This is a genomic window from Rhizorhabdus sp. GW822-FHT03C02 (assembly GCF_058801765.1).
The window spans coordinates 689,913-712,543 of the sequence record NZ_JBXANN010000001.1; the positions used below are offsets into that span (position 1 = coordinate 689,913).

The following is a 22,631-nucleotide window of genomic DNA, read 5'->3' on the forward strand; positions in this document are numbered from 1 at the left end:
GGCGGTCTTACTGCGCGAACTTCCTGAACACGCTCGTCTCCAGCCAGTGCGGCCGTGCCGGCGCATCGGCGACCGCCGCCGCGATCCCCGCGACATAATCGTCGAGCTTGACCGCTTCCTCCTTCAGCACCCCCGGCTGGTCGAGATCGTCCGACGGCGCATGATAGCGGTTGGCGCGCCAGTCATGCTCGATCTGGAACTCGGGGCTGCCCTTGGTGAAGCCGAATTTGAACGCCAGCGCCGGCACCCCCGCCTTGACGAAGCTGTACTGGTCGGTGCGGGTGAAGCTGTTGCGGTCGGGCAGCGGATCGGGAACCAGCGTCAGCCCCTGCTTCGCCGCGACCGCGCGCGCGGCCTCGCCCAGCGTGCTCTCGCCTTCGCCCTGCACCAGCACCGATTTGAGCGGCCACAAGGGCAGCGGCATGTCGAAATTGAGGTCGGCGACGATCGACGGCTTCGGCACCGTCGGCTTGCGCGCATAATAATAGGAACCGAGCAGGCCCTTCTCCTCGGCGGTGACGATGACGAACAATATCGTGCGCTTGGGCTTCGGCCCGGCCTTCAGCCGGGTCGCGATGTCGAGCACGCTCGCCACCCCCGACGCATCGTCCATCGCGCCATTATAGATGCGGTCGCCATTGATCGCCGCACCGACGCCGAGATGGTCGAGATGCGCCGACAGCACGACATGCTCGGCCTTGAGCCTGGGATCGGCGCCTTCGATCTTCGCGACGATATTGGGCGAGGTCAGCGCGGATCGCTTCGCCGCCACCGTCGCCTTCAGCCGCAGCGCCAGCGCGAAGCCCGGCACCGGCTTCGACGCATCGGCCAGCGCCGCCAGCTCGTCGAAGCTGTGCCCCGATCCCGCGAACAGCCGGTCGGCCAGCACCGGGTCGACGCTCGCGGTCAGCAGTCCGTCGGGGGTCTCGCGCAGCGCCGGATCGGCCAGATACATGCCCGGCGCCGGCGCCAGCAGCTTCTGCCGCGCCCAAGGGATCTCGATCTGCTTCGGCGTCGTCAGGCTGATCACCCCGACCGCGCCCGCCGCCTTGAGCAGCTTGGTCCGTTCCGACCGGTTGCTCGCCTTGATCGGTCCGGCAATGTCGGCCGGCCCGCCCGAGATCACCACCGCGATCTTGCCCTTGAGGTCGACCCCGGCGAAATCGTCATGCCCCTGGTCGGGCAGGTGCAGCCCATAACCGATGAACACCAGGGGCGCGTCGACCGCATCTGGCCGCGGCGCGCCGCCCGCGGCGATCAGCATCTCCTCGCCGACCTTGAGCGGGGTCGCGCCGCCATCGGCCGCGACCAGGCTCGCGGTCGATCCCGCGCTGTCGATGACCTGCTGCTCGAACGGCACCGCCTGCAGGAAGCCGCCATTCTCGCCCGCCGGCTTGAGGCCGATCGCCTTGAACCGCCCCACCACATAATCGGCCGCGCGCAGATAGCCGGGCGAGCCGGTCAGCCGCCCCTCATTGGCATCGCTCGCGATCGCCGAGATGTCGGCCCACCACGCCTCCGCCCGCGGCGACAAGGTCTGCGCGGTGGCTGCGGTGGTGGAGAAAAGGGCGGCGGTGGCGAGGAGGGCGTTTTTCATCATTTTCGAAGCTAGACCGCCATTTTTGCGCGGTCGAGTCTCCAATCCGTCGCACCAGCGAAGGCTGGTGCCCATGTCTATCTCAACGAACGGCACCTGATGAGGAAAGAGCCATGGGCACCAGCCTTCGCTGGCGCGACGGTTGGGGGAAACCCTTCCCCCCGCATCCATCCCGCGCCATAGTCGCACCATGGACCTGCCACCCTTCCTCCTCGACCACTGGCTCGCGAAGCACGACTTCGCCGACCCGCCGATCGCCTATAATCTCGCCTCGAGCACCGGCCCGCGCTGGACCCTCGACGCGCTGCTCGCGCTTGGCGGCACCAGTCCCGATCTCGGGTCGCTGACCCTCAGCTACGCGCCGCCCGAGGGCAGCCGCGCATTGCGCGAGGCGGTCGCCGATTTCCACGGGGTCGATCCCGACTGGGTGGTGATCACCACCGGCGCGTCCGAGGCGTTGTCGGTCCTGCTCTGCCTTGCCGAGCGGGCAGGGGGGCATGTGCTGATCCCCGATCCGGCCTATCCCGCTTATGCGGCGATGGCGCAGGCCTGGCGGCTCGGGGTGCGGGAATATGCGCTCGACCGTGCCGACGGCTTCGCCCAGCGCGCCGCCCCGATCCTTGGCCTCACCGATGCCGGCACCGTCGCGACGATCGTCAACACCCCGCACAACCCGTCGGGTTCGGCGATCGACCCCGCAGAATGCGCCCGGCTCGCGGCCGGGCTCGCCGACCGCGGCGTGCCGCTGATCGTCGACGAGGTCTATCACCCGCTCTATTTCGGCGATCCGCTGCCCTCGGCCGCGACGACCGACAATGTGATCGTGATCAGCGACATGTCGAAGGCGCTGTCGCTCCCCGGCCTGCGCATGGGCTGGATCATCGACCGCGACCCCGAGCGCCGCGCACGCATCATCGACGCCCGCTCCTATTTCACCGTCAGCGGCTCGCCCTTGCTCGAGGCGATCGCCGCCCACGCGCTGCGCCACCGCGCCGCGATCCTCGCCCGGCTCGCGAGCGTCGCCACCGCCAATATCGCCGGGCTCGAGGCCCTGATCGCCGGTTCGGGCGGAATGCTCGCCTGGTCGAAACCGCGCGGCGGCACCACCGCCTTCCCCTGGTTCGCCGACGGCCGCGACAGCCGCCCCTTCTGCGAAGCGCTCGCCGCCGCCGGCGTGCTGATCGCCCCCGGCGACTGTTTCGGCCACCTCGCCCATGTCCGGATCGGCTTCGCCCAGCAGGCCGACGGCTTCGCCGTCGCGCTCGAACGGATCGCGGCGCTGCTCGGTGCGGAGGGCGCCTCCAAAATTTGAGCTTTTCTGATTATCGATGTATATGCGCACTAACGCTTATACATCGAGATTTGCCATGAGTACGACCCGCTGGAATATCGCCGTATCGACGGATACCGACCGCGCCGTGCGTATGTTTCTCGCGGCTCAGGGCGGTGGCCGAAAGGGCGACCTCTCGCGTTTCATCGAAGAAGCCGTGCGGACGCACATCTTCGAACGGTCCGCTGAACAGGCAAAGGAGACGATGGCCGATCTTGGTGAAGAGCGGCTCGAGGCATTGGTGCGGGAAGCGGTAGATTGGGCGCATCAGCCCTGATGCGGGTCGTCCTCGACACCAATATCTTCCTCAGCGCACTTATCTCGCCTCATGCGTCGCCGCACCTGATCTATCGGCGCTGGAGGGCAGGCCGTTTCGATCTGGTGACCTCGATCCTGCAACTCGACGAACTCCGCAGGGCCAGCCGTTATCCAAAGCTGAAGGCTATCCTGCAGCCGCATCTTGTTGGCACGATGATCAACAATCTCAGTCGTGCGATCGTGATCGAAGAACTGCCTCCGGTTCAGGATGATGCGATCCATGATCCCAATGATGTGTTCCTGCTGGGGATGGCCGTCGCCGGCGAGGCGGATTATCTCGTTACCGGTGATCAGCGTGCGGGATTACTGGAGCTGGGCAATATCGGCCGCACGCGGATCGTGACGCCCGCGGTCTTTTGTAACGAGACGGTTTAGCCGCCCGGCGTTGCCGCCACCACGATCTTCACCTTCTCCCCCGCCGGCGGCTTGTCCTCTGCCGTCAGCCCGTTGAGCGCGCGGAATAGAGCCGCCGGATGCGCATCGGCGACCCGCGCGGCGATCGACGCGATCGTGTCGCCGGGCTTCACCGGCACCACCCGGATCACCCGCGGCCTGAGCGCCGCCACCTCCTGCGCCGACAGCAGATGGAACGATCCGAACAGCGCCGCGATCGCCGCATCATGATCGGCGCCGCCGGGCGATGCGATGATGAAATGATAGGCATGGCCGCCGCCGGCATCATAGGCCGCAACCGACAGGGTGACGCTGCCGTCGCGGGTCGCGATCGCGACCGGAACGACGATCGCCGGCAGCCCGTTGATCGTCCGCCGCTGCGCTGCTCCGACCTGCGCCTGCGCGTCGCCGACCAGTTGCCGGATCAGCAGCTCGGCATAGCCGTCGATCCCCTCGGGCGGGATCTCGCCGCCGCCGAACTCGCCGCGGATGCCGTCGGGGCCGTCGAGCTGGATCGCGCGCGGGCTGTTGGTCAGGGTGAAGCCGTCGGGCGCCTCGAAGCCGATCCGCATCACCGGATGGGCGAAGCGGCGGCCGATCACGAAGCCCTGTTCGGGGTCGTCGCCATAGAGCAGCCCGTCGACATGCGCGAGATAGGGCGCCTCGCCCTCGGGCAGCGCATGCTCGGCGACCCCGGTCGCGACCGCTTCCTCATGCGCGCGTTCGATCCGGCGTTCGGTCAGCGGATGGCTGCGCGCCCATTCGGGGATGCCGCGCGCCTCGTCGCGCCCCTGACTCGCGACCATGAAATCCTCCTGCCGCTGCAGCGCGCCGAGCATCTCCGACGCCGCATAGGGATCATACCCCGCCGCCTTGAGATAGCGGATGCCCAGATCGTCGGCCTCATATTCCTGCTCGCGCGAATAGCGCAGCGTGAAATATTGCGCGGCCTGGCCGGCGATCTGCGTCAGCCGCTCGGATCCGGTCAGGCTGACCAGGATCACCCCCAGCGTCCGCCACAGCGACCGGCTTTCCTGGCGCTGGCTGTGGCCGCCGGCGATATGGCCGATCTCGTGCCCCAGCACCGACGCGAGTTGCGCCTCGCTGGTGACGATCGCCATCAGCCCGCGGGTGACGTAGATATAGCAGCCCGGCACCGCGAAGGCGTTGACGACGTCGCTGTTGACCAGGGTGAAGGTGCATTGCTGCGGCAGCCCCGCCGCGGTCGCGACCTTCTCGCCGATCGCCGCGACATAGGCCGATTCCTCGCCGGCATAAGCGCCGCCGAACTCGGCGAGCAGGGCAGGGTGCTGCTCGGCCCCGCGCGCCCGATCCTCCTCGCTCACCCGCGGATGATAGTCGGGCGCGGGCTCCTGCCCGCACCCGGCGAGCAGCAGCGCGAGGCTGCAGGTGGCGACGGCGAGGCGGCGGCGGAGGGTCTTTGTCGTCATGCGCTTCAGAATTCCCGACATTCGCCGTCGTTCCGGCGGAGGCCGGAACCGCCCAAGACTGGTCGCGACCGATCCCGACCCGGTGCGCCCAACCCCGTCCTATTTTCCCAGCGTCGCGAGCCAGTTCACCACCAGCGCCTGCAGCATGATCCGCTTGTCCGACCAGCCATGGTCGGTCGCGACATGCGCCACGCCGATCGTCTTGCCGCCGGCACTTTCGACCGCCTTGACCAGCCCGGTCGCGGCGGGGGCGAGCCCGTCGTCACTGGTGAGCATGTAGAGCCGCTTGTCGACCAGCTTCGGCGCCGCCGCGGCGAAGGTCCACGCATCGGCGTGCGCGGCCACCTAGTCGGCCATGCTCGCGCCGGTCACCCCGGCCAGCGCTTCGCGATTGTCGTTCATCATCGCTGTGATCTTCGCCCGGTCCTGCCGCGCCGCCAGCCCGACCGCGCCCATGTCGGCGGCCGAGATCGCGACTGCGCCAAGCAGGCCGGGGTCGTGCGCGAGCGTCTCGACCGTCACCCAGCCGCCCATGCTGTGCCCGCCCAGCGCGATCCGCGCCGGATCGATGCCGAGCGTCTTCGCGTTGGCCGGGTCGCGGATATAGCGCAGCACCGCATCGGCATCCTCGAGATTCTGCGCGAAGCGGAATTGGCCGCCGCTGCCCCACGACCCGCGATAATTGACCGCGACCGCGTTCCAGCCGGCGCGGCGCACCGCCTGCACCAGGTCGAGATTGCGTTCGTTGCCGGGCAGGCCGTGGAAGAAGACGAAGGTCGGGTGCGGCCCGGGGCCCGAGGCGACATAGACCACCCCGTTGATGATGTCCTGGCCGCTCGGCACATGGATCACCGCCATCCGCGCCGGAAACGCGGCGTCGTGCGGCGGATCGCTGATTACCGATGCCGGGACGGGCACGTCCTGCGCCTGCGCTTGCCCCTGGGCCGCGCCGACGGCACCGATCGCCAGGGCCAGCGCGATCGCCAGCCGGCTCGAACGATAGCCCATCCCGGTCTCCCTCATCCGCGGAAATATGCGGCGCGATGATGGGCAAGGCGCTCGGCGCGCGCAAATCATTTCGCCGCCCCCACGGCTTGCGCGCGGACGGCGCTCGACTAAGCTTCGCGCCTCATCCCGTCCCGATCGAAGGAGTTCCGATGCGCGCGAAGACCCTGAAGCTGCGAACCCTCCTGCTGTCCGCCGCTCCGGCTCTTCTTGGCGCCGTCCCCGCGCTCCCCGCCGCCGCCGCTCCGCTCGATCCCGGCACGATCAACAGGATCGTCGACCAGAGCCTCGCCCACAGCCAGGTGATGCAGACCGCCGCCTATCTGACCGACCGGATCGGCGGGCGGATGACCAATTCGCCGGCGATGCGCGAGGCCGAACGCTACACCCAGGCACGCTTCAGCGAGTTCGGCCTGTCGAACGTCCATAAGGAAGGCTTCGACTTCGGCCGCGGCTGGTGGATCGAAAATGCCACTGTGCGGATGGTCGCGCCCCGGCCGCTGATGCTGCGCTCGATCCCGATCGCCTGGACCCCGCCGACCAACGGCGTGCTGAGCGCCCCCGTCATCGTCGCGCCGATGGCCAAGGAACGCGACTTCGCCGAATGGAAGGGCAAGCTTGCCGGCAAGATCGTCCTCGTCACCTTCCCGGCGCCGCCGAAGGACGACGACAAGGATGTGCCGTTCAAGCGGCTGACCAAGGACGACATCGCCAAGCTCAACCAGGTCGAGCATCCCGACTTCGATCCCGATTTCGACAAGGCGCGCTACGAACGCACCACCTTCGCGCGCAAGCTCGACGCCTTCCTCAAGGCCGAGGGCGCGGTCGCCTGGGGCCGCATGGCCTATCGCGACAACGGCCTGGTCCATGGCGAGGGCTATCGCTACCTCGTCGGCGACACCGCCGCATTGCCCGCGGTCGAAATCGCCGCCGAGGATTATCGCCGGCTCGCGCGCCTCGCCAAGACCGGCCCGGTCACCGTCGATATCACCTCGAACGTCCATTATGACGACAGCGACACCAAGGCCTACAACATCCTCGCCGATCTGCCGGGCAGCGATCCCAAGGCCGGCTATGTCATGGCCGGCGCGCATCTCGACAGCTGGGTCGCCGCCGACGGCGCCACCGACAATGGCGCGGGCAGCGCGATCATCATGGAAGCCGCGCGCATCCTGAAAGCGATCGGCGCGACCCCGAAGCGGACGATCCGCTTCGCCTTGTGGGCGGGCGAGGAGCAGGGCATCCACGGATCGGACGCCTATGTCCGCCAGCATCTCGCCACCCGCCCGCGCAACGCCGACGCCGAACGCGCCGCGCTCGGGCCATCGTTCAACAGCCGCACCTATCCGATCACGCCCTTGCCCGGCTATCGCGAGCTCGCCGGCTATTTCAACATCGACAATGGCTCGGGCCGGCTGCGCGGCCTCTATGCCGAGAATAATTTCGCGGCGATCCCGATCCTCAAGGACTGGCTGTCGCCGTTCGAGGGTCTCGACGCCACCGCGGTCGTCGCCGAACGCACCGGCGGCACCGACCATGTCTTCATGCAGACGGTCGGCCTGCCGGGCTTCCAGTTCATCCAGGACCCGCTCGATTACGAAAGCCGCACCCACCACAGCAATCTCGACAGCTATGATCATCTGCGCGCCAAGGATCTCCGCCAGGCCGCGATCATCCTCGCCTCGGTGTTGCTGTCGGCCGCGAATGCCGACAAGCCGATCCCGGCGGCGACCCTGCCGACCCAGCCGGTCGACAATGATCCGTTCCGCTACAAGGACCCGGCGAAGGACTGATCGCGGGGACGAGCGGGTTTAGGGACAGGGCGGCGAGGCATCATAGGCGGCCAGCCATTCGGTTGCCGCCGCCGAACCGCAGCCGAGCGCCGCGACGACCTGCTGGGCTTCCCAGGTCCATGACCCATGGTCCTGGACGCTCAGCCATGTCGCATAATAGATCGCGGCGATGTCGGGGGGCAGCCCGGCCTCGCCGATCTCCCGCGGCATCGCCGGTGCCGCGGGCGCGACGCGGATGTCATATTCGCGCAGCCTGAATCCGTTGGCGTCGGTCACCGTCACCGCATGGTCGCCGGTCGTCAGCCGTGTCGGCGGCAACAGCGCGCTGCACCCGCCGGCGATGCCGGGCGCTTCGCCGATCGCATGGCCGTCGGCGTCCTCCAGCCGCACCGAAAAGGGCGGCACCCCGCCGCGCCACGCGACGAACAGCCGCCGCTCGCCCGCGGCGATGCTGTTGCCGCGCGGCGACAGCGCCAGCAGGCGGAACCGGATCGGATCGTTCGATCGGCCATTGTCATTGTAGCAGGCCGGCGCCGCCGGCGAAAACGCCACCTCGCGGCCGCCGGCGATCACCGGCCGCCGGCCATTGTCCCGCGACGTCTCGAGGATCGCCGCCATCCAGGCGAAGACATTGCCGAACAGCCCCGGCGTCGCCGGCTTCGGCACCACCATGTCGGGGACGTCCTCGCTCTGGTTGGGCGTCTGGCGGCGGATGATGATCACGCTGTTGGTCGCCAGCATGCGGATGACGACGATCGCGTCGGGGCGTTTCAGGAAGATGCGGTCGCCGCCGGCCAGCGCGATCGGGCTGGTCGGGGCCACCGCGCGTCCGTCGCGGATGATCCGTGCCAGCTGCGCGAAGCTCTGGTCCGCGGGATAGAGCTGCTCGACCGCCGCGACGCCGCCGCCTTCGGCATGGCCGGCCGCCGGCAGAGCAGCGAAGATCATCCCCAGCGCCGTTGCGATCAGCCGGGGCCATGCCATGCACCCGATCATTCAGGCCGGCGTGCGGCAATAGCCCGCGGTCTTGCGCGTGCATTGGAAGGTGCCGCGCCCGGCGGGCGAGGGGATGCCCAATTTCGCGATCAGGTCCAGATTGCCCTTGCGCTTGCCCGCCGGATCCTCGGGATGGGTGCCGTAGCCGCAGCCGAAGATCCGCATCCCCTGCGCGGCGCCCAGATCGTGCAGCCCCTGGGTGCCGCCGCAGCTGCGGGCGAGCAGGGCGTTGCCCTCGGTCGTGCCGAGCACCGCCGCCCCTTTGTCGGCCGGCCCTTCGCACTGGCTCGTCAATATCTCGGCGGAGTCGGGCGATTTGCAGACCGTCACCGCCTCGGGCCATTTCAGCATCGCATCGCCATCGTTGCGCTTGCGCGATCCCTCCTCGACCGACGCGACCTGCGCGCAGTGCGCCACGTCGTTCTTCTGGCAGGCCTCGGCGCGGGCGCGCCAGCGTTCCTCCTCGGCGCGGAATTCGTCGAGCTTGCGCTGATAGGCGTCGCGCTGCTTGCGGCTGGTCTCCTCCATCGCGTCCAGATCCTGCTGGTAACGGTCGCGGGCCTGCTGGTTGCGCTCGGCGATGCGGCTGTTGTTCGACTGGATCGCCAGGTTCAGGCTGGCGGTCTGCGACCCCTCGTCCTGCGGCGGCGGCCCGATCGACGCCAGCTTCACCGGCGCCTCGGCGGGGGGCTCGGCGACCGGCGGCGCGGCCTGCGCCGCCATCGCCGCCGCGGGTTTCGCCTTGGTGAGCGGCGCCCGGTCGGGCGCCCGCTCGATCGACAGCCGCTTGATATTCTGGTCGGCCAGCCGGACGAACCGCCCGGTCGGAAACTGCGCCTTATATTCCAGGAAGGCGTCGAGCGTCTTCGCGCTCAGCGCCCCCTGCCAGGTCAGCGCGTCGATCGCGCTGGTGTCGAACTCGCGCCTGGCGTCGGGCTTCTGGGCATAGAGATAGACCGGGGTGCCGGTGATGCTCGAACTGACATAGGGGCGCTGGGTGCCGTTGGTCGCCGCCAGCACGTCGTCGCGCACCGCGCCGCCCAGCATCTGCATCGGCAGGGTCGGCTGGTTCAGCCGGCGCGCCAGCGAGGTCGCGAACGGCGAATTGAGCCCGTTGCCGTCCGACGCGGTCTGGCCGGGGGCGGCGGCATAGATCACCAGATAATCGTCGACCTCCATCCCCGCCAGCCCGCGCGTCGCCGCCCGCGCCCCGCGCTGCCAGCTGCGGGTGAACGGATTGTTGCGGCAGGCATCGAGCACGACGATCCGCATCTGCGCGCCCGCGATCGTCTCCATCAGCCGGTCGAGGTCGATCGCCTCATAGGGCAGGTCGGAATTGCTCTGCAGTTCGGCATCGACCGGGATCAGCCAGTTGCGCCCCGAATCCTCCACCCCATGCCCCGCATAATAGATCGTCGCGATCCGGGCGTCGGCGGCCAGCCGGCGGAAATCGCGCAGCGCCTTTTCGAAATTGGCGCGGGTGACGTCGGTCGCCAGGGTGACCGAATCGAACCCGGCCGCGCGCAAGGAATCGGCGATCAGATGCCCGTCGTTGATCGGGTTTTTCAGCAGCCCGCCATTGATATAATTCGCATTGCCGATGACCAGCGCGACATTGCGCAGCGGCGTCTGCGAAGACGCCGAAGAAAATGCGGTCAAGGCGAGCAGGACCGCCAGCATCGATCGCCACATTGTCGTCATCACCCCCGTGATTCCCCGAATCATGTGCTATATTCTTCGATAGGAGTCGTCAAAATCATTATGTGGCGAAGAACTGATAAAAACAGGGTCCGGAGATCGATTTCAGGATGTGGATATGCCGATGTATAGATCAAGTCGCCCATGCGGCGATGATTCAGGGTGCGGCTCATAAGTGACGATATATATTGCTCCGATGTGGAGCGAGTTTACACGAATATGACATTTCATGCCGGGGCGTGCGAGCCATCCTCCGCGCATCGCCCCGGCGGCGAGCGCCCCCGCACCGCCAAACCCCGTTGGCACCGTCCGCGCCCGGGATTAAGATCGCGCGAACATCAAAGCAGGGGATGACCATGATCAGCTACGCCACGATCGGCTCGAACGATCTCGACAAATCGCTCGCCTTCTATTCGGATCTGCTCGGCAGCCAGGGCGTCACCAAGATGTTCGACCACCCGCGCGGCGGCGCGCTGTTCGGCAAGGGCGGCAAGCCGGTGCTCGGCGTGCTCAAGCCGTTCAACGGCGAGGCGGCGACCGCCGGCAACGGCGCGATGGTCGCGATCGACCTGCCGAGCCGCGACGAGGTCGACGGCTTCTACGCCAAGGCGCTCGAACTCGGCGCCACCTGCGAAGGCGCCCCCGGCGAACGCGGCCCCGGCTTCTACATGGCCTATTTCCGTGATCCCGAAGGCAATAAATTCTGCGCCTGCCGCCTGGGGTAAGACGCGGATAGCCACACCCTCTCGACCCGTCACCCTGAACTTGTTTCAGGGTCCACTCTGCCACTCGGGAACGGCCCCTTGGCGCACGGTGGACCCTGAAACAAGTTCAGGGTGACGGCAGAAGGGAAGGGCAAAACGGACCCGCAGGGTCCGCAAGCGCGACGCGCGCCCGAGCTTATTGCGAGGAAGCCAAGGAGCGCGGAGGCGCTCCGCCCGGCGTCTGAGGGCCCAAACAAAAAACCAACGGAGCCCACCGGGCTCCGCAAGGCCGACCGGCCGCCCGAGCTTATTGCGAGGAAGCCAAGGAGCGCGGATGCGCTCCGCCCGGCGTTTGAGGGCGTCCAAGCAAAGCTTGGACTACAAAGAGTCCAACACGCTGTTCACATGCGCCCTCAATGCCGGATCGCGGGTCGTCTCGAGCATCGCGCTCAACGAGTCGCGCGCCGCGCCCTTGTCGCCGATCAGCAGCTCGAGCCGCGCCTGTTCCCACCAGCCATGGCTGTGGGCGGGGGCGACGGTGGTGATCCGCCGATAGACGGTCAGCGCGCGCTGGTGCCGATCGGCCTGTTCGGCGCGGCTCGCCTGGTTCATCAACAGCCGCACCAGCACCGCCCGGTTCGCCATCGGCGTCAGATGCTCGGCGGCGATCGCCCCCTCGCGGCCCAGCGCCGCCTGCAGCAAGGTCGAAAGCTGGTCGGGCCGCACGAAATCGCCGCGGTTGAACGGATCGATCAGCAGCATCTTGTCGTCGCCGATCCCGACCAGCACATGGCCGGGGGTGTTGAGCGCGTGCGCCGACCAGCCGACCCGCCGCGCCAGCGCGACATAGAGGATCGCCAGCGCCACCGGCAGCCCGCGCCGCCGCTCGATCACGCTGATCAGGTCGGCATTGGCGGGGTCCTCGTAATTGTCGCGGTCGCCGTCGAAGCCATGCTCGCCCGCGATCACCTGCGCCAGCGCCTCGGCCTGTTCGGTCAGGCTATCGGCGGCCGGCGCGATCGCCAGCAGCGCGTCGCTCAGCCCGTCGAGAAACCCCTCATATTCCCCGACATCCGCCCCCGGATGATCGAGCGCCGCAATCTCGACCGCCGCCAGATCGAGCGCGATCTCATCCTCGTCGACCAGCCCCAGATGGGCGATATCCTCTATCATGCTGACGCCGCCGGCGCGGTCCTTCTTGTGGGGGGAGAAGGGCAATGTCGGCTCATCCGGCGCCGATTTCAATCCAAAACCCCTCTCCCGAAAGGGAGAGGGAGGGACCCAAGCCGCAGGCTTGGGAGGGGCGTAGTGCGCTCCATGCCGGGGGCATGGAGAAGGCGCGGAGCCGGCTGCCAAGCAGCCGCGGCAGGCACGCGTTCGTCACACGCAGCGGCCCGACTTTCGCGCCTGAACGCCAACCCCCATCCCTGTTCCACCCCCATTCACATTCCCCAACGTATACCAGTGCATAGCAACCGGCCTGCCGCCTCCCCATATTGGCTGCAGCACCGACCGACCCCGACGCCCGCCACCCGGCCGCGTCCCGGCCGGCCCGATCGCGACAGGCGCCGGACACAGGAGCATGACATGAGCAGCACCATCACCAAATTCATCGCCGTCCTCGCGCTGGGCAGCGCTGTCGTCGCCGCCGTCCCCGCCGAAGCCCGTCCTTATGGCGGTGGCGGCTATGGCGACCGCGGCGGCTATCGCGGCGACCGCGGCGGTGGCTATGGCCGCGGCGGTTATGATCGCGGCTACGATCGTGGCCGGGGCTATTATGGCCGTGGCGGCTACGACCGCGGTTATTATGGGCGCGGCGGCTATGGCGGCGGCTATGGCTATTATGGCCGGCCGGTCTACGGCTATGGTTATGGCTATCCGGCCTATGGCTATGGCGGCTATCCGCGCGGCTATTATGATTATGACCGCGGCGGCGACGCGCTGATCGCGGGGATCGCCGGCCTGGCCATCGGCGCCGCGATCGCATCGAACAACGGCGGCTATTGAGCGGGCAGGGGGGCGCGCAGAGGCGTGCACCCTTCTTCCTTTCTTCGTCACCCCGGACGTGTTCCGGGGTCTACCCTGCAACGGGCGATGGCATCGCAAGGGGAGGAGTGGACCCCGGAATAAATCCGGGGTGACGGGTTGGAGAGGGACGCCTCAGCGCCTCACCACTATCGCCGTCCGCCCCGCCCCCAGCGGCTGCGCCCGCATATACAGCGCCACATAGAGCCGTCCCGCCATCAGGTCGTCACGCTCCGGCGCCGCCAGCGTCAGCCGCACCGCGCCCGCCGTCCGTCCCTTCATCACGATCGGCGCCAGCACCGGCCCCGGCCCGCCGTCATGCGCGCGCTGCACCGTCAGCGCGATCACATCCGCCGCCTTCACCCCACGCAGCGCCCCGTCGAGATCGAGCACCCCGGCCACCGGATCATAGACGACCCGCACCGTTCCGGCCCCCACCGCGACCGTCGTCCGCACCACCCCCGGCGCCTTGCCGCCGACCAGCTTCGGGGTGCTGAACGGCGCCCGCCGCACATGCCCGGCCTGCTCCCAGCCATAAGCCAGCCCGAGCAGCCGCGCTTCGGACCAGTCGCCCCCCAGCAGTTCGATCCCGACCGGCAGCCCGCGCGGCGAGAATCCCGCCGGCACCGCGATCGCCGGCAGCCCGGTGGTCGCGCTGAACTGGCAGTTGGCGACGAAGCCGCTGTCGTCGCCACCGATCAGCGGCGGCCGCCGCAGCGTCGTCGGATAGAGCAAGGCGTCGACCTTGCGCTCGGCCATCACCCGCACCACCAGGTCGTGCAGCGCCTTGCGCTTCGCCAGCGCCGCCCGATAGCCCGCCTCGTCGCGCACCGCCGCCGCATCGCGCTGGCGGAAGCGCTCGTCGAGCTCGACATGGTCGAGCCCCCGGCCATAGACCTCGCCCAGCGAGGCCACCGGCGGATGCGGCTCGCCCGCCAGATAGGCAGCGAAGTCGAACTTGAACTCATGGACGATCAGGCTGCTGTCCTTGAGCAGATCGTCCATCCCCGGGATCTCGACCTCCTCGAACAGCACCCCGGCGGCGCGCATCTGCGCGAGCGCGGCGTCGACCACCGCCTGGCCCTCCTTGTCCTCGGGCGCGGTCCCGAACATGCCGCGCAGGATCCCGATCCGCGCGCCCTTCAGCGCATCGGTCTTCAGCGCCGCGGCATAGCCTGCGCCCTTGCCGGGCGCGCCATCATTGACCGTCGCATCGAGCATCGCCGCCAGATCGGCGACCGACCGCGCCAGCGGCCCACCGATATCCTGGGTCGTCGATAGCGGCATGATCCCCCGGCCACTCGACAGGCCCCGGGTCCCGCGCAGGCCCACCAGCGCCTGATAGGCCGAAGGAATCCGGATCGACCCGCAGGTGTCGCTGCCCATCCCTGCCGCCGCGAAGCTCGCCGCCACCGCCGCCCCGGTCCCGCCCGACGATCCCCCCGGCGACCGCGCCGGATCATAGGGGTTGCGGCTATAGCCGGTCAGCGACGACACGGTGGTCATCCCCGCCGCCAGCTCGTGCATCGCGGTCTTGCCGAGGATGATCGCGCCGGCCGCGCGCAGCTTCGCCACCTGCGCGGCATCGGCCGCCGGCTGCAAGGTCGCCAGCGCCAGCGTGCCGCCGCTGGTCGGCATATCGGCGGTGTCGTAATTGTCCTTCACCAGCACCGGCACCCCGTGCAGCGGCCCGCGCGGCCCCTTGGCCTTGCGCTCGCGATCCATCGCATCGGCCTGGGCAAGCGCCGCCGGGTTCAGCGTCACGATGGCGTTCAGCTTTGGCCCCGCCTGATCATAAGCCGCGATCCGCGCCAGATAGGCCTCGACCAGCTGCCGCGACGTCACCCGGCCATCGGCCAGCGCCGCATCGATCTCGCCGATCGACGCCTCGACCACGTCGAACGGGGCAGGGGCCGCGCCCCCGATCGCGACCGCCGCCACCGCCAGCATCGCCACGCGCCCCATTTGCCGCACCCGCCGCATCGCATGTCCCCCTGAAGCCCGACTCCGGTGCTAACACGCCTTCGCCGCAGTGCAACGTAGCGATCCACCCCAACGGTTCGTGTCGCTCCCCCAACCGTTCGCGTCGAGCGAAGTCGAGACGCCCCGCGCAGCCTCACCACGCGCAGCCCCCGAAATTCGCCATTTCTATCGCCACCCTGCTGCGATAGCCTCACCGCGCACCATGGTCTCGGATCCTCCCTGCGCGCAGCGTGGGGAGGGGGACCAGCGAAGCTGGTGGAGGGGTCCTCCGGCCGTGCAGCGAAGACGACGCTTCAACCGGGGGACACAGACATGAAAACCAGAACCGCCATCGCGCTTGGCCTTTTCGCCTCCACCGTCGCCGCGGGGGTAGGTTTCGCCGCCGGCACCACCCAGACCGGGGGCCAGACCGGCCGCGAACCCCAGTTCGAAAACCCCCAGGTCAAGGTCTGGAAATCCTTCATCACCCCCAACACCCCGCTCCCCTTCCACCGCCACGAACATCCCCGCGTCCTGATCGCGCTCCAGGGCGGCACGATGAAGATCCTCGAGAAGACCGGGGAGAGCGAGACCTTCGACTGGCAATCCGGCAAAGCCTATTGGCTCCCCGCCAACGCCCCGGGCACCCAGCACCAGGACGTCAATGTCGGCGCCAAGCCGATCGAGGTCATCGTCGTCGAACTCAGCAAGGAAAGCTGAGCGGGGAGGGACGGGGGATAAGCACCCTTGCCCAATCACCGCCCCCACACGCGTCATCCCGGCGGAGGCCGGGATCTCAGGAGGCAAGGGCGCGCGTTCACCTCCCGAGATTCCGGCCTCCGCCGGAATGACGAACAGGGCAGGGCGCCTACCCCTTTCCCGTCGTCCCAGCGAAGGCTGGGACCCATGTCTCTCACGCCGGGAAATGCCGTCGCAAGCGGAGAGAGCCATGGACCCCTGCCTTCGCAGGGGTGACGACGAGAGGTGCCTATCCGCAACATCTCCTGCTCAAGCACATCTCATAACCCTATAAGATATCCCCGTTCGCCCACTCCGTCGCGTCCGCCTATCCCGTCGCGCCCACCACAAGGACCGACACCGATGGCGAACGACCGCAAGATCAAGCTGGGCTTCATCCTCCACGGCGTCGGCCGCACCTGGGGCGACTGGCGCCATCCCGATCGCGATGTGAACGCCAGCACCAGCTTTGCTTATTACAAGCGCCAGGCCCAGCTCGCCGAGCGCGGCAAATTCGATTTCCTGTTCGTCGCCGACAGCCTGTCGATCAACGCGAAATCGAGCCCCCATTATCTCAACCGCTTCGAACCGATCACCATCCTGTCGGCGCTCGCCGCCGCGACTTCGCATATCGGCCTCGTCGCGACCCTGACCGTCAGCTATTCGGAGCCCTTCAACGTCGCCCGCCAGTTCGCCTCGCTCGACCATATCAGCGACGGCCGCGCCGGCTGGAACGTCGTCACCTCGTGGCTCGGCGACACCGCCGCCAATTTCTCCAAGGCCGAACATCCCGCCCATGACGTCCGCTACCGCATCGCCGCCGAATATCTCGACGTCGTCCAGGGCCTGTGGGACAGCTGGGAGGACGACGCCCATGTCGCCGACAAGGAAAGCGGCGTGTTCGTCGACCCCGACAAGCTCCACCGCCTCGACCATCAGGGCGAGCATTTCCAGGTCCGCGGGCCGCTCAACATCAAGCGCTCGCGCCAGGGCCAGCCGGTGATCTTCCAGGCCGGCGCTTCCGACGACGGCCGCAACTTCGCCGCCAAACGCGCCGACGCGATCTTCGCCGGCGCCCAGACGATCGAGGAGGCGCAGGAATATTACAGGGACGTCAAGGCGCGCGCGAAGGGCTTTGGCCGCGACCCCCAACAGCTTTCGGTGCTCCCCGGCATCGGCCCGGTGATCGGCCTGACTGAGGAGGAGGCCGAGGCGCGCTACCGCGAGCTCGCCGATCTCGGCTCGCTCGAAACCGGCCTCGGCTTCCTCGCCCGCTCGTTCAACGACCATGATTTCAGCCGCTACGATCTCGACGCGCCGTTCCCCGACGTCGCCCATCTCGGCCTCAACTCGAACCAGAGCGCCTCGAACCGCATCCTCGCCGAGGTCCGCGCCGAGGGTCTCACCCTCCGCCAGATCGCCCAGCGCCTCTCGACCCCCCGCAACGCCTTCTCGGGCACCCCCATCCAGGTCGCCGACGAACTCCAGCGCTGGTTCGAAACCGAAGGCGCCGACGGCTTCGTCCTCTTCGAAACCCTCCCCGGCCAGCTCGGCCTGTTCGTCGACCATGTCGTCCCCATCCTCGTGTCCCGCGGCCTCTTCCGCGACGACTATGACGGCGCCACCTTGCGCGACCATCTCGGCCTCCCATTCCCCGAAAACCGCCACACGGTCGCCAGAGGCAACCGCGCCGCGGCCTAGGCCCTTCTTCTGCCTTCTAAACCCTCTCCCATTTGGGGAGAGGGAGGGGCCCGCAGCGAAGCTGCGGGAGGGTGAGGGCACGTTCCTCCTGAAAACCCGTCGCTGCGGCCCCCGGATCGGGGTGCGCCCCGTTCGAGGACAGGCATCGCCCGCAGCCGCCCCAGGCTTGCACGCAACCGCTTCCCCAAACCCGTCATCCCGGCGGAGGCCCTAGGCGATTCACACATCTCGATGCCACGGGCCGTTTTCATCTCGTCATCCCGGACTTGATCCGGGATCCAGACACGCAACGTCTTGAAAAGACACGTGACGTTGAGCACCTTCGGTGCTCTGGATCCTGACTTTCGTCAGGATGACGCCTGATGGGACTGTCCGAAAAATTAGGACATTTCAGCATTTTAACGAAGATGTGTGCATCGCCTAGGGCGGAGGCCGGGATCTCAGTCGGCCAGAACGCCCGGCCAGCCCCACGCCCCACCGAAAACCCGCGCGCGGCCAGCGACCACCCCCCGCATTGAGCCCACCCCCAACCCAGCCTATCCTCCCGCCCATGCGCCCCCACCACCTTCTCGCCCTCGCACTCCTCCTCACCACCACCGCCCCAACGCAAGCCAACCCCATCACCGCCCGCATCTACCCCGCCCCAATCACCCCGCTCACCACCACCGACCTCCCGCCGACAGCGCAGATCATCACCGTCCGCACCACCGACGCGCTCACCCTCCACGGCCTCCTCGTCCCGCCCAGGGCCGACAAGCCGCTCCTCCTCCTCTTCCACGGCAACGGATCGAGCGCTGCCGACGCGCTGCGCTGGTTCGCCCCGCTGATCGAGCAGGGTTACGGCGTCCTCGCCGCCGAATATCGCGGCTACAGCGCCAACCCCGGCGAGCCCGACGAACCCGGCCTCGCCCGCGACGCCGACGCCTTCTTCGCCTTCGCGCAAAGCCAAATCCCGGCTCAGGCGAGCACTCCTATCTGGATCGTCGGCCACAGCCTCGGCGCCGGCGTCGCCTTCGGCCTCTCGCAGCGCCAGCACCTCACGGCGCTGATCACGATCGGCGCCTTCACCCGCCTGCGCGACGCCGCCCCGCGCATGGCGCGCGCCTTCGTCCCCGACGCCTACCGCAACCGCGACGCGGTCCCCGCGCTCGACGAGCCCTGGTTCCTGATCCACGGCACCGCCGACGACATCGTCCCCGCCGCCCAGGGCGAAGCCCTCCACACCGCCGCCGGCGCCGCGCATAAGCCGGGCGCCTCCTTCGTCTTCCTCGGCGCCGACCACCACCCCGACGCTACGCTGCTCGTCCCCGTCTTCGCGGCGATCGGCCGCGATCTGGCGACTGGCACGCTGTCGGCGGAGGGCATTCCGGGGCAGGTGAAGCTGGTGCCGTTCGGGCAGAAGGCGGTGGTGAATCCTTGAGAGTGAAACTCGACCCCTAATCCCGTCACCCTCGCGAAGGCGGAGGTCCATGTCTCTCGCCCCAAAAGCTGCCGTCGAATGCAGCGGGCCAATCCTTCTGCTCCACATCCTCTTAGGATTTCGCCCATCGCTGCCCCGACAATTTTGCGCTGTCGATCCCCGCACACGGAACCGCTAAGGATTGCTCATGCCGGCCATCGACGCCCTTCGCGAAATCATCGACATCACGTCATGGCGGCGCGACGAAGAATTCGGCGTTCACCCTTATGGGTCGAAAGCCAAGCGCACGCTCATCTGTCCGGTCCCGGCGCCGCACCCGTCGTTGATCGCGGACCATCATTATCTCTTCAAGCGCGCGGAGGACTGGAAGGGGCAGCAAATGTGGTCGGAGGCGATCGCCTATCAGCTGGGCTCCGCCTGCGGCGTCGATGTCCCGGCCGCCTTCATCGCTCGCGATGCGGACACTGGCGAGACCGGTGTCCTGATCGAGTTCTTTTACGGCTATCCTGGCGACCAGCGCCCACATCGGCTTCTCCATGGTGCCGACATGCTGCAGGGGGCCGGGCTGATGGATGGCGCTGGCCATCCGCATGTCGTGCTCATCAATGTCGAATATTGTCGTTCGGTCGGCATCACGGATGCGTCCTTGTGGTGGGGCCGCACGCTCATATTCGATGCCCTCATCGGCAACACTGATCGGCACAGTCAGAACTGGGGATTCATGACCCAGATCGAAGAGCCGCTAATGATGGCGCCGGCCTTCGACAATGGCACCAGCCTGGGCTTTCAGATCGCCGACGCCAGGCTTGCGCGCGAGGCCGAGCCCGATCGAATCGAGCGCTTCGTTGGCCATGGTCGCCACAGCTTCGGCTGGTCGACCGAGCAACCGGATCCCGCCGCCCATATCGGCATGTGCCAACGCTTTGCAGAGCGGTTTCCGGAAGCGCGCGAAACCATGCGCGGGCTGCTCGACTTCGACGTCGAAGCGCTGGAGATCGCCCTCGACGCATGCACCCGTCTGGAGGTGGCCCCGATATTCACCGATCTTCGGGCTCGTTTTGTGCTATCCTTGATCTCACATCGTCGTGATCGGTTGATGGAATTGTTCGGTGGTTGAAACGAAGCGATGGATAGAGGCGGTTTGCGAACCGCGCCGCCTGCTGCTTGCCTGGCAGTCCGCGGACCTGCGTCCGGAATCGCGCTATCGTTGGGCTGTGGGTGTGGTCGAACCGCAAGGCGCCGACCTGAGCTTTCGCTATTTCGAGCAAGGCGACGAATTCAGCGCACACAACCAGGGCAAGTCTTATAGCGAACTGAAGCAACTCGGCTATGCCGGCTATCCGGCCTTCGATCAGAGCAAGGATCATCATGTCGCTGGTGTCAAAGCCGCACTGATGCGCCGCTTGCCGCCGCGCAATCGCTCGGATTTTGGCGAATATACCGAGCGTTTCCTGCTGCCGCCTTCTTCACAGCTGTCAGATCTGGCTTTGCTCGGGCGGACCGAAGCGACCTTGCCGAGCGACGGTTTCTCGTTGATCGACCCGCTCTACAGCGATGTTGCGCGCTGCGACCTGTTTCTCGAAGTTGCCGGCTTCAGGCACTACAGCCAGAAAGTCGAACTTACCGAAGGGATGGAGGTCGAGATCGTCGCGGATCCCGCCAACCCGTATGATTCCAAAGCCATCGATTTTCGCGTGGCTGGGCAGAAGTTCGGAAGCGTAAACCGTCTGCAGGCCGAGGCGTTTGGCGGCTGGTTGCGAACAGCGACGGTCGAAGCCTGGCTGGAGCGCTTGAACGGTTCCACCGAGCGGCCGCGCGCGTTTGTGTTCGTGCGTGTGTCGCCCAAGTCATCGAGGATGGCTGCGTAGCGACGCGGGTCCTGCGCTCGATGAGCCCCACCTCCTGATCCATTACACCCCAACTTCGCGCCCTGGTGAAGGCTGGGGTTATGTGAATCGCTTTTCTCCGCAATCGCCTGCAGCAAAGGGGGCGGCTAACTACGGCCGCCGATTGGGCGGGGCCCCCGATTCAATCGCGGTACTTCTTGAATTTCTTCAGCATTGACGTCGATGCCGTTAAATAGCTCCGATAGGGTCAAATTGAGCGCAACCGCGATCCGCGCTACCGTTACCAGTCCAACGTTGTTCGCTCCTCGCTCAAGCTTGCCATAGGCTGCCCTGTCTAGGTTCGCTCGAGCGGCGAATGCTTCTTGCGAAAAGCCTTGCGCGCGGCGGAGCTCCCGAATTCGAGCCCCTAAAGCACTTTGAAATGACAGCGTAGACATACGGTAAGTTTCGTCAAACTTCGCAATTTGGTCCACGGTATATATATCCCCGGTATATTGACAGTTATTATGATTGCGGGTATCGTAAGGGGATTGGTTGACCATGGCAGTGAGCGTCGGCGCGAACCGAAGTGGTCGGCTCGCGGCTTGGAAGGGTGGGAAATGAACTCCTATAGTTTTGCGGCGATACGCGGCATTCAGGCGGGCCGGGCCTTCTATGTGGCAATGGTTCCGCTAAAGACGCTCGAGCGGCTTTTTCGATACGACGAAGAGGAATTGCCGGCGGAGCTGCGTGCTCAGCGTGACCTTAACAAAGGCCGAATTCCCGCGATTGCACGCTATATCGTTGAGAACCAGTCAGAATATGTGCTTTCAGCGCTTTCTGCGACCATTGAGGGGGCATTCGCGTTCGAGGCCATTCCTGGGCAGCGCTCGATTGGAACGCTGGCGATCGACATGTCCGCCACTATGCTCATCAATGATGGGCAGCACCGTCGAGCAGCGATCATCGAGGCAATCCGCGCACGCCCGACGCTGGGCGATGAGACGATCGCCGTAACGCTCTTCCCCGACGAGGGGCTCAATCGATCTCAGCAGATGTTCGTCGACCTGAACCAGCACGGCGTGAAGCCGGCTCGCTCGCTGCGGCTTTTCTATGACGATCGGGATGTTGACGCACGTCTGAGTCGGGCAGTAGCGAACGCCATTCCGCTGTTTCGCGATCTGACAGACTTCACGCGGTCAAACCTCTCTACCGGATCGCGCAAGCTGTTTGCGTTCAGCAACCTTCATACCGCGGTCACGACGCTTGTGAACGAGGCTTCTTTACCAGCGACGGCCGAGGAACCCGGATCCGCTGTCGAATTTTGGAATGCCGTCATCGACAATATGCCCGACTGGTCGGCGGCGGGAAGACGTGAGGTAGCGCCGTCCGAGCTGCGGCGCGACACGATTCACGCGCATGGCATCGCGCTAGAGGCGATCGCCGTGGCTGGCGCGCGTATGATCAACGACAGTCCCTCCGGGTGGCGGATGTCACTTAACGCGCTGCGGCGCGTCGATTGGTCGCGCGCCAACGCCGCTGTCTGGGAGGGGCGAGCTCTGTCGAATGGCCGCATCAACAGGTCGCGCACCAGCGTGCTCTTAACGGCCGAGCTGATTTCACGTTTCGTCGCGCCGGAAGTCGGTGACGCCGGACGCGCTTCGCGCTAAGATT

21 protein-coding genes are annotated in these 22,631 nt (G+C 67.0%); 12 read left to right on the forward strand and 9 right to left on the reverse strand.

All coding sequences use genetic code 11. The features are described 5' to 3' along the window. Window positions 1-7 precede the first annotated feature (7 nt). On the reverse strand, window positions 8-1,597 hold the full coding sequence (locus AC1RM6_RS03100; protein ID WP_493098130.1) for a M28 family metallopeptidase: 1,590 nt from the start codon (window positions 1,595-1,597) through the stop codon (window positions 8-10). A gap of 190 nt (window positions 1,598-1,787) precedes the next feature. Between AC1RM6_RS03100 and AC1RM6_RS03105 the strand changes: the two genes are divergently transcribed. Genes AC1RM6_RS03105 through AC1RM6_RS03115 form a run of 3 tightly spaced genes read left to right on the forward strand, consistent with a single transcriptional unit; the run spans window position 1,788 to window position 3,620 of the window. Beyond that, window positions 1,788-2,909, forward strand: coding sequence for a pyridoxal phosphate-dependent aminotransferase (locus AC1RM6_RS03105; protein WP_493098131.1), 1,122 nt, complete (start codon window positions 1,788-1,790; stop codon window positions 2,907-2,909). A gap of 55 nt (window positions 2,910-2,964) precedes the next feature. Continuing rightward, window positions 2,965-3,204, forward strand: a complete 240-nt coding sequence (locus AC1RM6_RS03110; RefSeq protein WP_493098132.1) for a ribbon-helix-helix domain-containing protein — start codon at window positions 2,965-2,967, stop codon at window positions 3,202-3,204. Further along, window positions 3,204-3,620, forward strand: a complete 417-nt coding sequence (locus AC1RM6_RS03115) for a putative toxin-antitoxin system toxin component, PIN family (protein WP_493098133.1) — start codon at window positions 3,204-3,206, stop codon at window positions 3,618-3,620. Before AC1RM6_RS03110 ends, AC1RM6_RS03115 begins: the two co-directional genes overlap by 1 nt. Here the strand turns inward: AC1RM6_RS03115 and AC1RM6_RS03120 are convergent. From AC1RM6_RS03120 to AC1RM6_RS03130, 3 genes are all read right to left on the reverse strand, one after another. After that, entirely contained in the window at window positions 3,617-5,089 is a 1,473-nt protein-coding gene (locus tag AC1RM6_RS03120) for a M48 family metalloprotease (protein WP_493098134.1), read from the reverse strand. The genes AC1RM6_RS03115 and AC1RM6_RS03120 overlap by 4 nt on opposite strands. A gap of 99 nt (window positions 5,090-5,188) precedes the next feature. Next, entirely contained in the window at window positions 5,189-5,434 is a 246-nt protein-coding gene (locus AC1RM6_RS03125) for a hypothetical protein (protein WP_493098135.1), read from the reverse strand. Continuing rightward, window positions 5,435-6,097 (reverse strand): alpha/beta hydrolase family protein, encoded by a 663-nt coding sequence (locus tag AC1RM6_RS03130; RefSeq protein WP_493098136.1) that lies wholly within the window; start codon window positions 6,095-6,097, stop codon window positions 5,435-5,437. A 149-nt stretch (window positions 6,098-6,246) separates the two neighbouring features. Here AC1RM6_RS03130 and AC1RM6_RS03135 point away from each other — a divergent pair, with 149 nt between their 5' ends. Next, a complete protein-coding gene (locus AC1RM6_RS03135; RefSeq protein ID WP_493098137.1) occupies window positions 6,247-7,887 on the forward strand; it encodes a M20/M25/M40 family metallo-hydrolase in 1,641 nt (546 codons plus the stop codon). Between the two features lie 18 nt (window positions 7,888-7,905). Here the strand turns inward: AC1RM6_RS03135 and AC1RM6_RS03140 are convergent, their stop codons facing one another. After that, entirely contained in the window at window positions 7,906-8,871 is a 966-nt protein-coding gene (locus tag AC1RM6_RS03140; RefSeq protein WP_493098138.1) for a hypothetical protein, read from the reverse strand. A 12-nt stretch (window positions 8,872-8,883) separates the two neighbouring features. Then, on the reverse strand, window positions 8,884-10,608 hold the full coding sequence (locus tag AC1RM6_RS03145) for a caspase family protein (RefSeq protein ID WP_493098139.1): 1,725 nt from the start codon (window positions 10,606-10,608) through the stop codon (window positions 8,884-8,886). 329 nt (window positions 10,609-10,937) lie between these two features. On the opposite strand from AC1RM6_RS03145, the gene AC1RM6_RS03150 reads away from it, so the two are divergent. Next, complete coding sequence (locus tag AC1RM6_RS03150) at window positions 10,938-11,306, forward strand: VOC family protein (protein ID WP_493098140.1); 369 nt, start codon at window positions 10,938-10,940, stop codon at window positions 11,304-11,306. 357 nt (window positions 11,307-11,663) lie between these two features. Here the strand turns inward: AC1RM6_RS03150 and AC1RM6_RS03155 are convergent, their stop codons facing one another. Beyond that, window positions 11,664-12,503, reverse strand: coding sequence for a SirB1 family protein (locus tag AC1RM6_RS03155; protein WP_493098141.1), 840 nt, complete (start codon window positions 12,501-12,503; stop codon window positions 11,664-11,666). Between the two features lie 369 nt (window positions 12,504-12,872). On the opposite strand from AC1RM6_RS03155, the gene AC1RM6_RS03160 reads away from it, so the two are divergent. Next, on the forward strand, window positions 12,873-13,292 hold the full coding sequence (locus tag AC1RM6_RS03160; RefSeq protein WP_493098142.1) for a hypothetical protein: 420 nt from the start codon (window positions 12,873-12,875) through the stop codon (window positions 13,290-13,292). 153 nt (window positions 13,293-13,445) lie between these two features. Here the strand turns inward: AC1RM6_RS03160 and AC1RM6_RS03165 are convergent, their stop codons facing one another. Beyond that, a complete protein-coding gene (locus AC1RM6_RS03165; RefSeq protein WP_493098143.1) occupies window positions 13,446-15,293 on the reverse strand; it encodes an amidase family protein in 1,848 nt (615 codons plus the stop codon). A gap of 312 nt (window positions 15,294-15,605) precedes the next feature. On the opposite strand from AC1RM6_RS03165, the gene AC1RM6_RS03170 reads away from it, so the two are divergent. The 5 genes from AC1RM6_RS03170 (at window position 15,606) to AC1RM6_RS03190 (ending at window position 20,999) form a co-directional block, all read left to right on the forward strand. Next, window positions 15,606-15,992 carry a cupin domain-containing protein gene (locus AC1RM6_RS03170; protein WP_493098144.1) on the forward strand — a complete coding sequence of 129 codons (387 nt, stop codon included), beginning with the start codon at window positions 15,606-15,608 and terminating at the stop codon, window positions 15,990-15,992. 381 nt (window positions 15,993-16,373) lie between these two features. Continuing rightward, window positions 16,374-17,711, forward strand: coding sequence for an LLM class flavin-dependent oxidoreductase (locus AC1RM6_RS03175; protein ID WP_493098145.1), 1,338 nt, complete (start codon window positions 16,374-16,376; stop codon window positions 17,709-17,711). 550 nt (window positions 17,712-18,261) lie between these two features. Continuing rightward, entirely contained in the window at window positions 18,262-19,131 is an 870-nt protein-coding gene (locus AC1RM6_RS03180; protein WP_493098146.1) for an alpha/beta hydrolase, read from the forward strand. A 187-nt stretch (window positions 19,132-19,318) separates the two neighbouring features. Beyond that, window positions 19,319-20,248, forward strand: coding sequence for a HipA domain-containing protein (locus tag AC1RM6_RS03185; RefSeq protein WP_493098147.1), 930 nt, complete (start codon window positions 19,319-19,321; stop codon window positions 20,246-20,248). Then, window positions 20,241-20,999 (forward strand): HIRAN domain-containing protein, encoded by a 759-nt coding sequence (locus AC1RM6_RS03190; protein WP_493098148.1) that lies wholly within the window; start codon window positions 20,241-20,243, stop codon window positions 20,997-20,999. The genes AC1RM6_RS03185 and AC1RM6_RS03190 overlap by 8 nt, the downstream gene beginning before the upstream one ends. 125 nt (window positions 21,000-21,124) lie before the next feature. Here the strand turns inward: AC1RM6_RS03190 and AC1RM6_RS03195 are convergent, their stop codons facing one another. Beyond that, window positions 21,125-21,520: a helix-turn-helix domain-containing protein gene (locus tag AC1RM6_RS03195; RefSeq protein ID WP_493098149.1), complete on the reverse strand. Its 396-nt coding sequence runs from the start codon at window positions 21,518-21,520 to the stop codon at window positions 21,125-21,127. A gap of 57 nt (window positions 21,521-21,577) precedes the next feature. Between AC1RM6_RS03195 and dndB the strand changes: the two genes are divergently transcribed. Continuing rightward, window positions 21,578-22,627 carry a DNA sulfur modification protein DndB gene (dndB, locus tag AC1RM6_RS03200; RefSeq protein ID WP_493098150.1) on the forward strand — a complete coding sequence of 350 codons (1,050 nt, stop codon included), beginning with the start codon at window positions 21,578-21,580 and terminating at the stop codon, window positions 22,625-22,627. Window positions 22,628-22,631: the final 4 nt, after the last annotated feature.

Coding starts and splice junctions, on each gene's coding strand:
- AC1RM6_RS03175 (WP_493098145.1), top strand. CDS start 16,374: ATGGCGAACGACCGCAAGATCAAGCTGGGCTTCATCCTCCACGGCGTC.
- AC1RM6_RS03170 (WP_493098144.1), top strand. CDS start 15,606: ATGAAAACCAGAACCGCCATCGCGCTTGGCCTTTTCGCCTCCACCGTC.
- AC1RM6_RS03110 (WP_493098132.1), top strand. CDS start 2,965: ATGAGTACGACCCGCTGGAATATCGCCGTATCGACGGATACCGACCGC.
- AC1RM6_RS03140 (WP_493098138.1), bottom strand. CDS start 8,871: ATGGCATGGCCCCGGCTGATCGCAACGGCGCTGGGGATGATCTTCGCT.
- AC1RM6_RS03115 (WP_493098133.1), top strand. CDS start 3,204: ATGCGGGTCGTCCTCGACACCAATATCTTCCTCAGCGCACTTATCTCG.
- AC1RM6_RS03135 (WP_493098137.1), top strand. CDS start 6,247: ATGCGCGCGAAGACCCTGAAGCTGCGAACCCTCCTGCTGTCCGCCGCT.
- AC1RM6_RS03120 (WP_493098134.1), bottom strand. CDS start 5,089: ATGACGACAAAGACCCTCCGCCGCCGCCTCGCCGTCGCCACCTGCAGC.
- dndB (WP_493098150.1), top strand. CDS start 21,578: ATGAACTCCTATAGTTTTGCGGCGATACGCGGCATTCAGGCGGGCCGG.
- AC1RM6_RS03100 (WP_493098130.1), bottom strand. CDS start 1,597: ATGAAAAACGCCCTCCTCGCCACCGCCGCCCTTTTCTCCACCACCGCA.
- AC1RM6_RS03105 (WP_493098131.1), top strand. CDS start 1,788: ATGGACCTGCCACCCTTCCTCCTCGACCACTGGCTCGCGAAGCACGAC.
- AC1RM6_RS03195 (WP_493098149.1), bottom strand. CDS start 21,520: ATGGTCAACCAATCCCCTTACGATACCCGCAATCATAATAACTGTCAA.
- AC1RM6_RS03145 (WP_493098139.1), bottom strand. CDS start 10,608: ATGATTCGGGGAATCACGGGGGTGATGACGACAATGTGGCGATCGATG.
- AC1RM6_RS03160 (WP_493098142.1), top strand. CDS start 12,873: ATGAGCAGCACCATCACCAAATTCATCGCCGTCCTCGCGCTGGGCAGC.
- AC1RM6_RS03180 (WP_493098146.1), top strand. CDS start 18,262: ATGCGCCCCCACCACCTTCTCGCCCTCGCACTCCTCCTCACCACCACC.
- AC1RM6_RS03130 (WP_493098136.1), bottom strand. CDS start 6,097: ATGGGCTATCGTTCGAGCCGGCTGGCGATCGCGCTGGCCCTGGCGATC.
- AC1RM6_RS03165 (WP_493098143.1), bottom strand. CDS start 15,293: ATGCGGCGGGTGCGGCAAATGGGGCGCGTGGCGATGCTGGCGGTGGCG.
- AC1RM6_RS03185 (WP_493098147.1), top strand. CDS start 19,319: ATGCCGGCCATCGACGCCCTTCGCGAAATCATCGACATCACGTCATGG.
- AC1RM6_RS03150 (WP_493098140.1), top strand. CDS start 10,938: ATGATCAGCTACGCCACGATCGGCTCGAACGATCTCGACAAATCGCTC.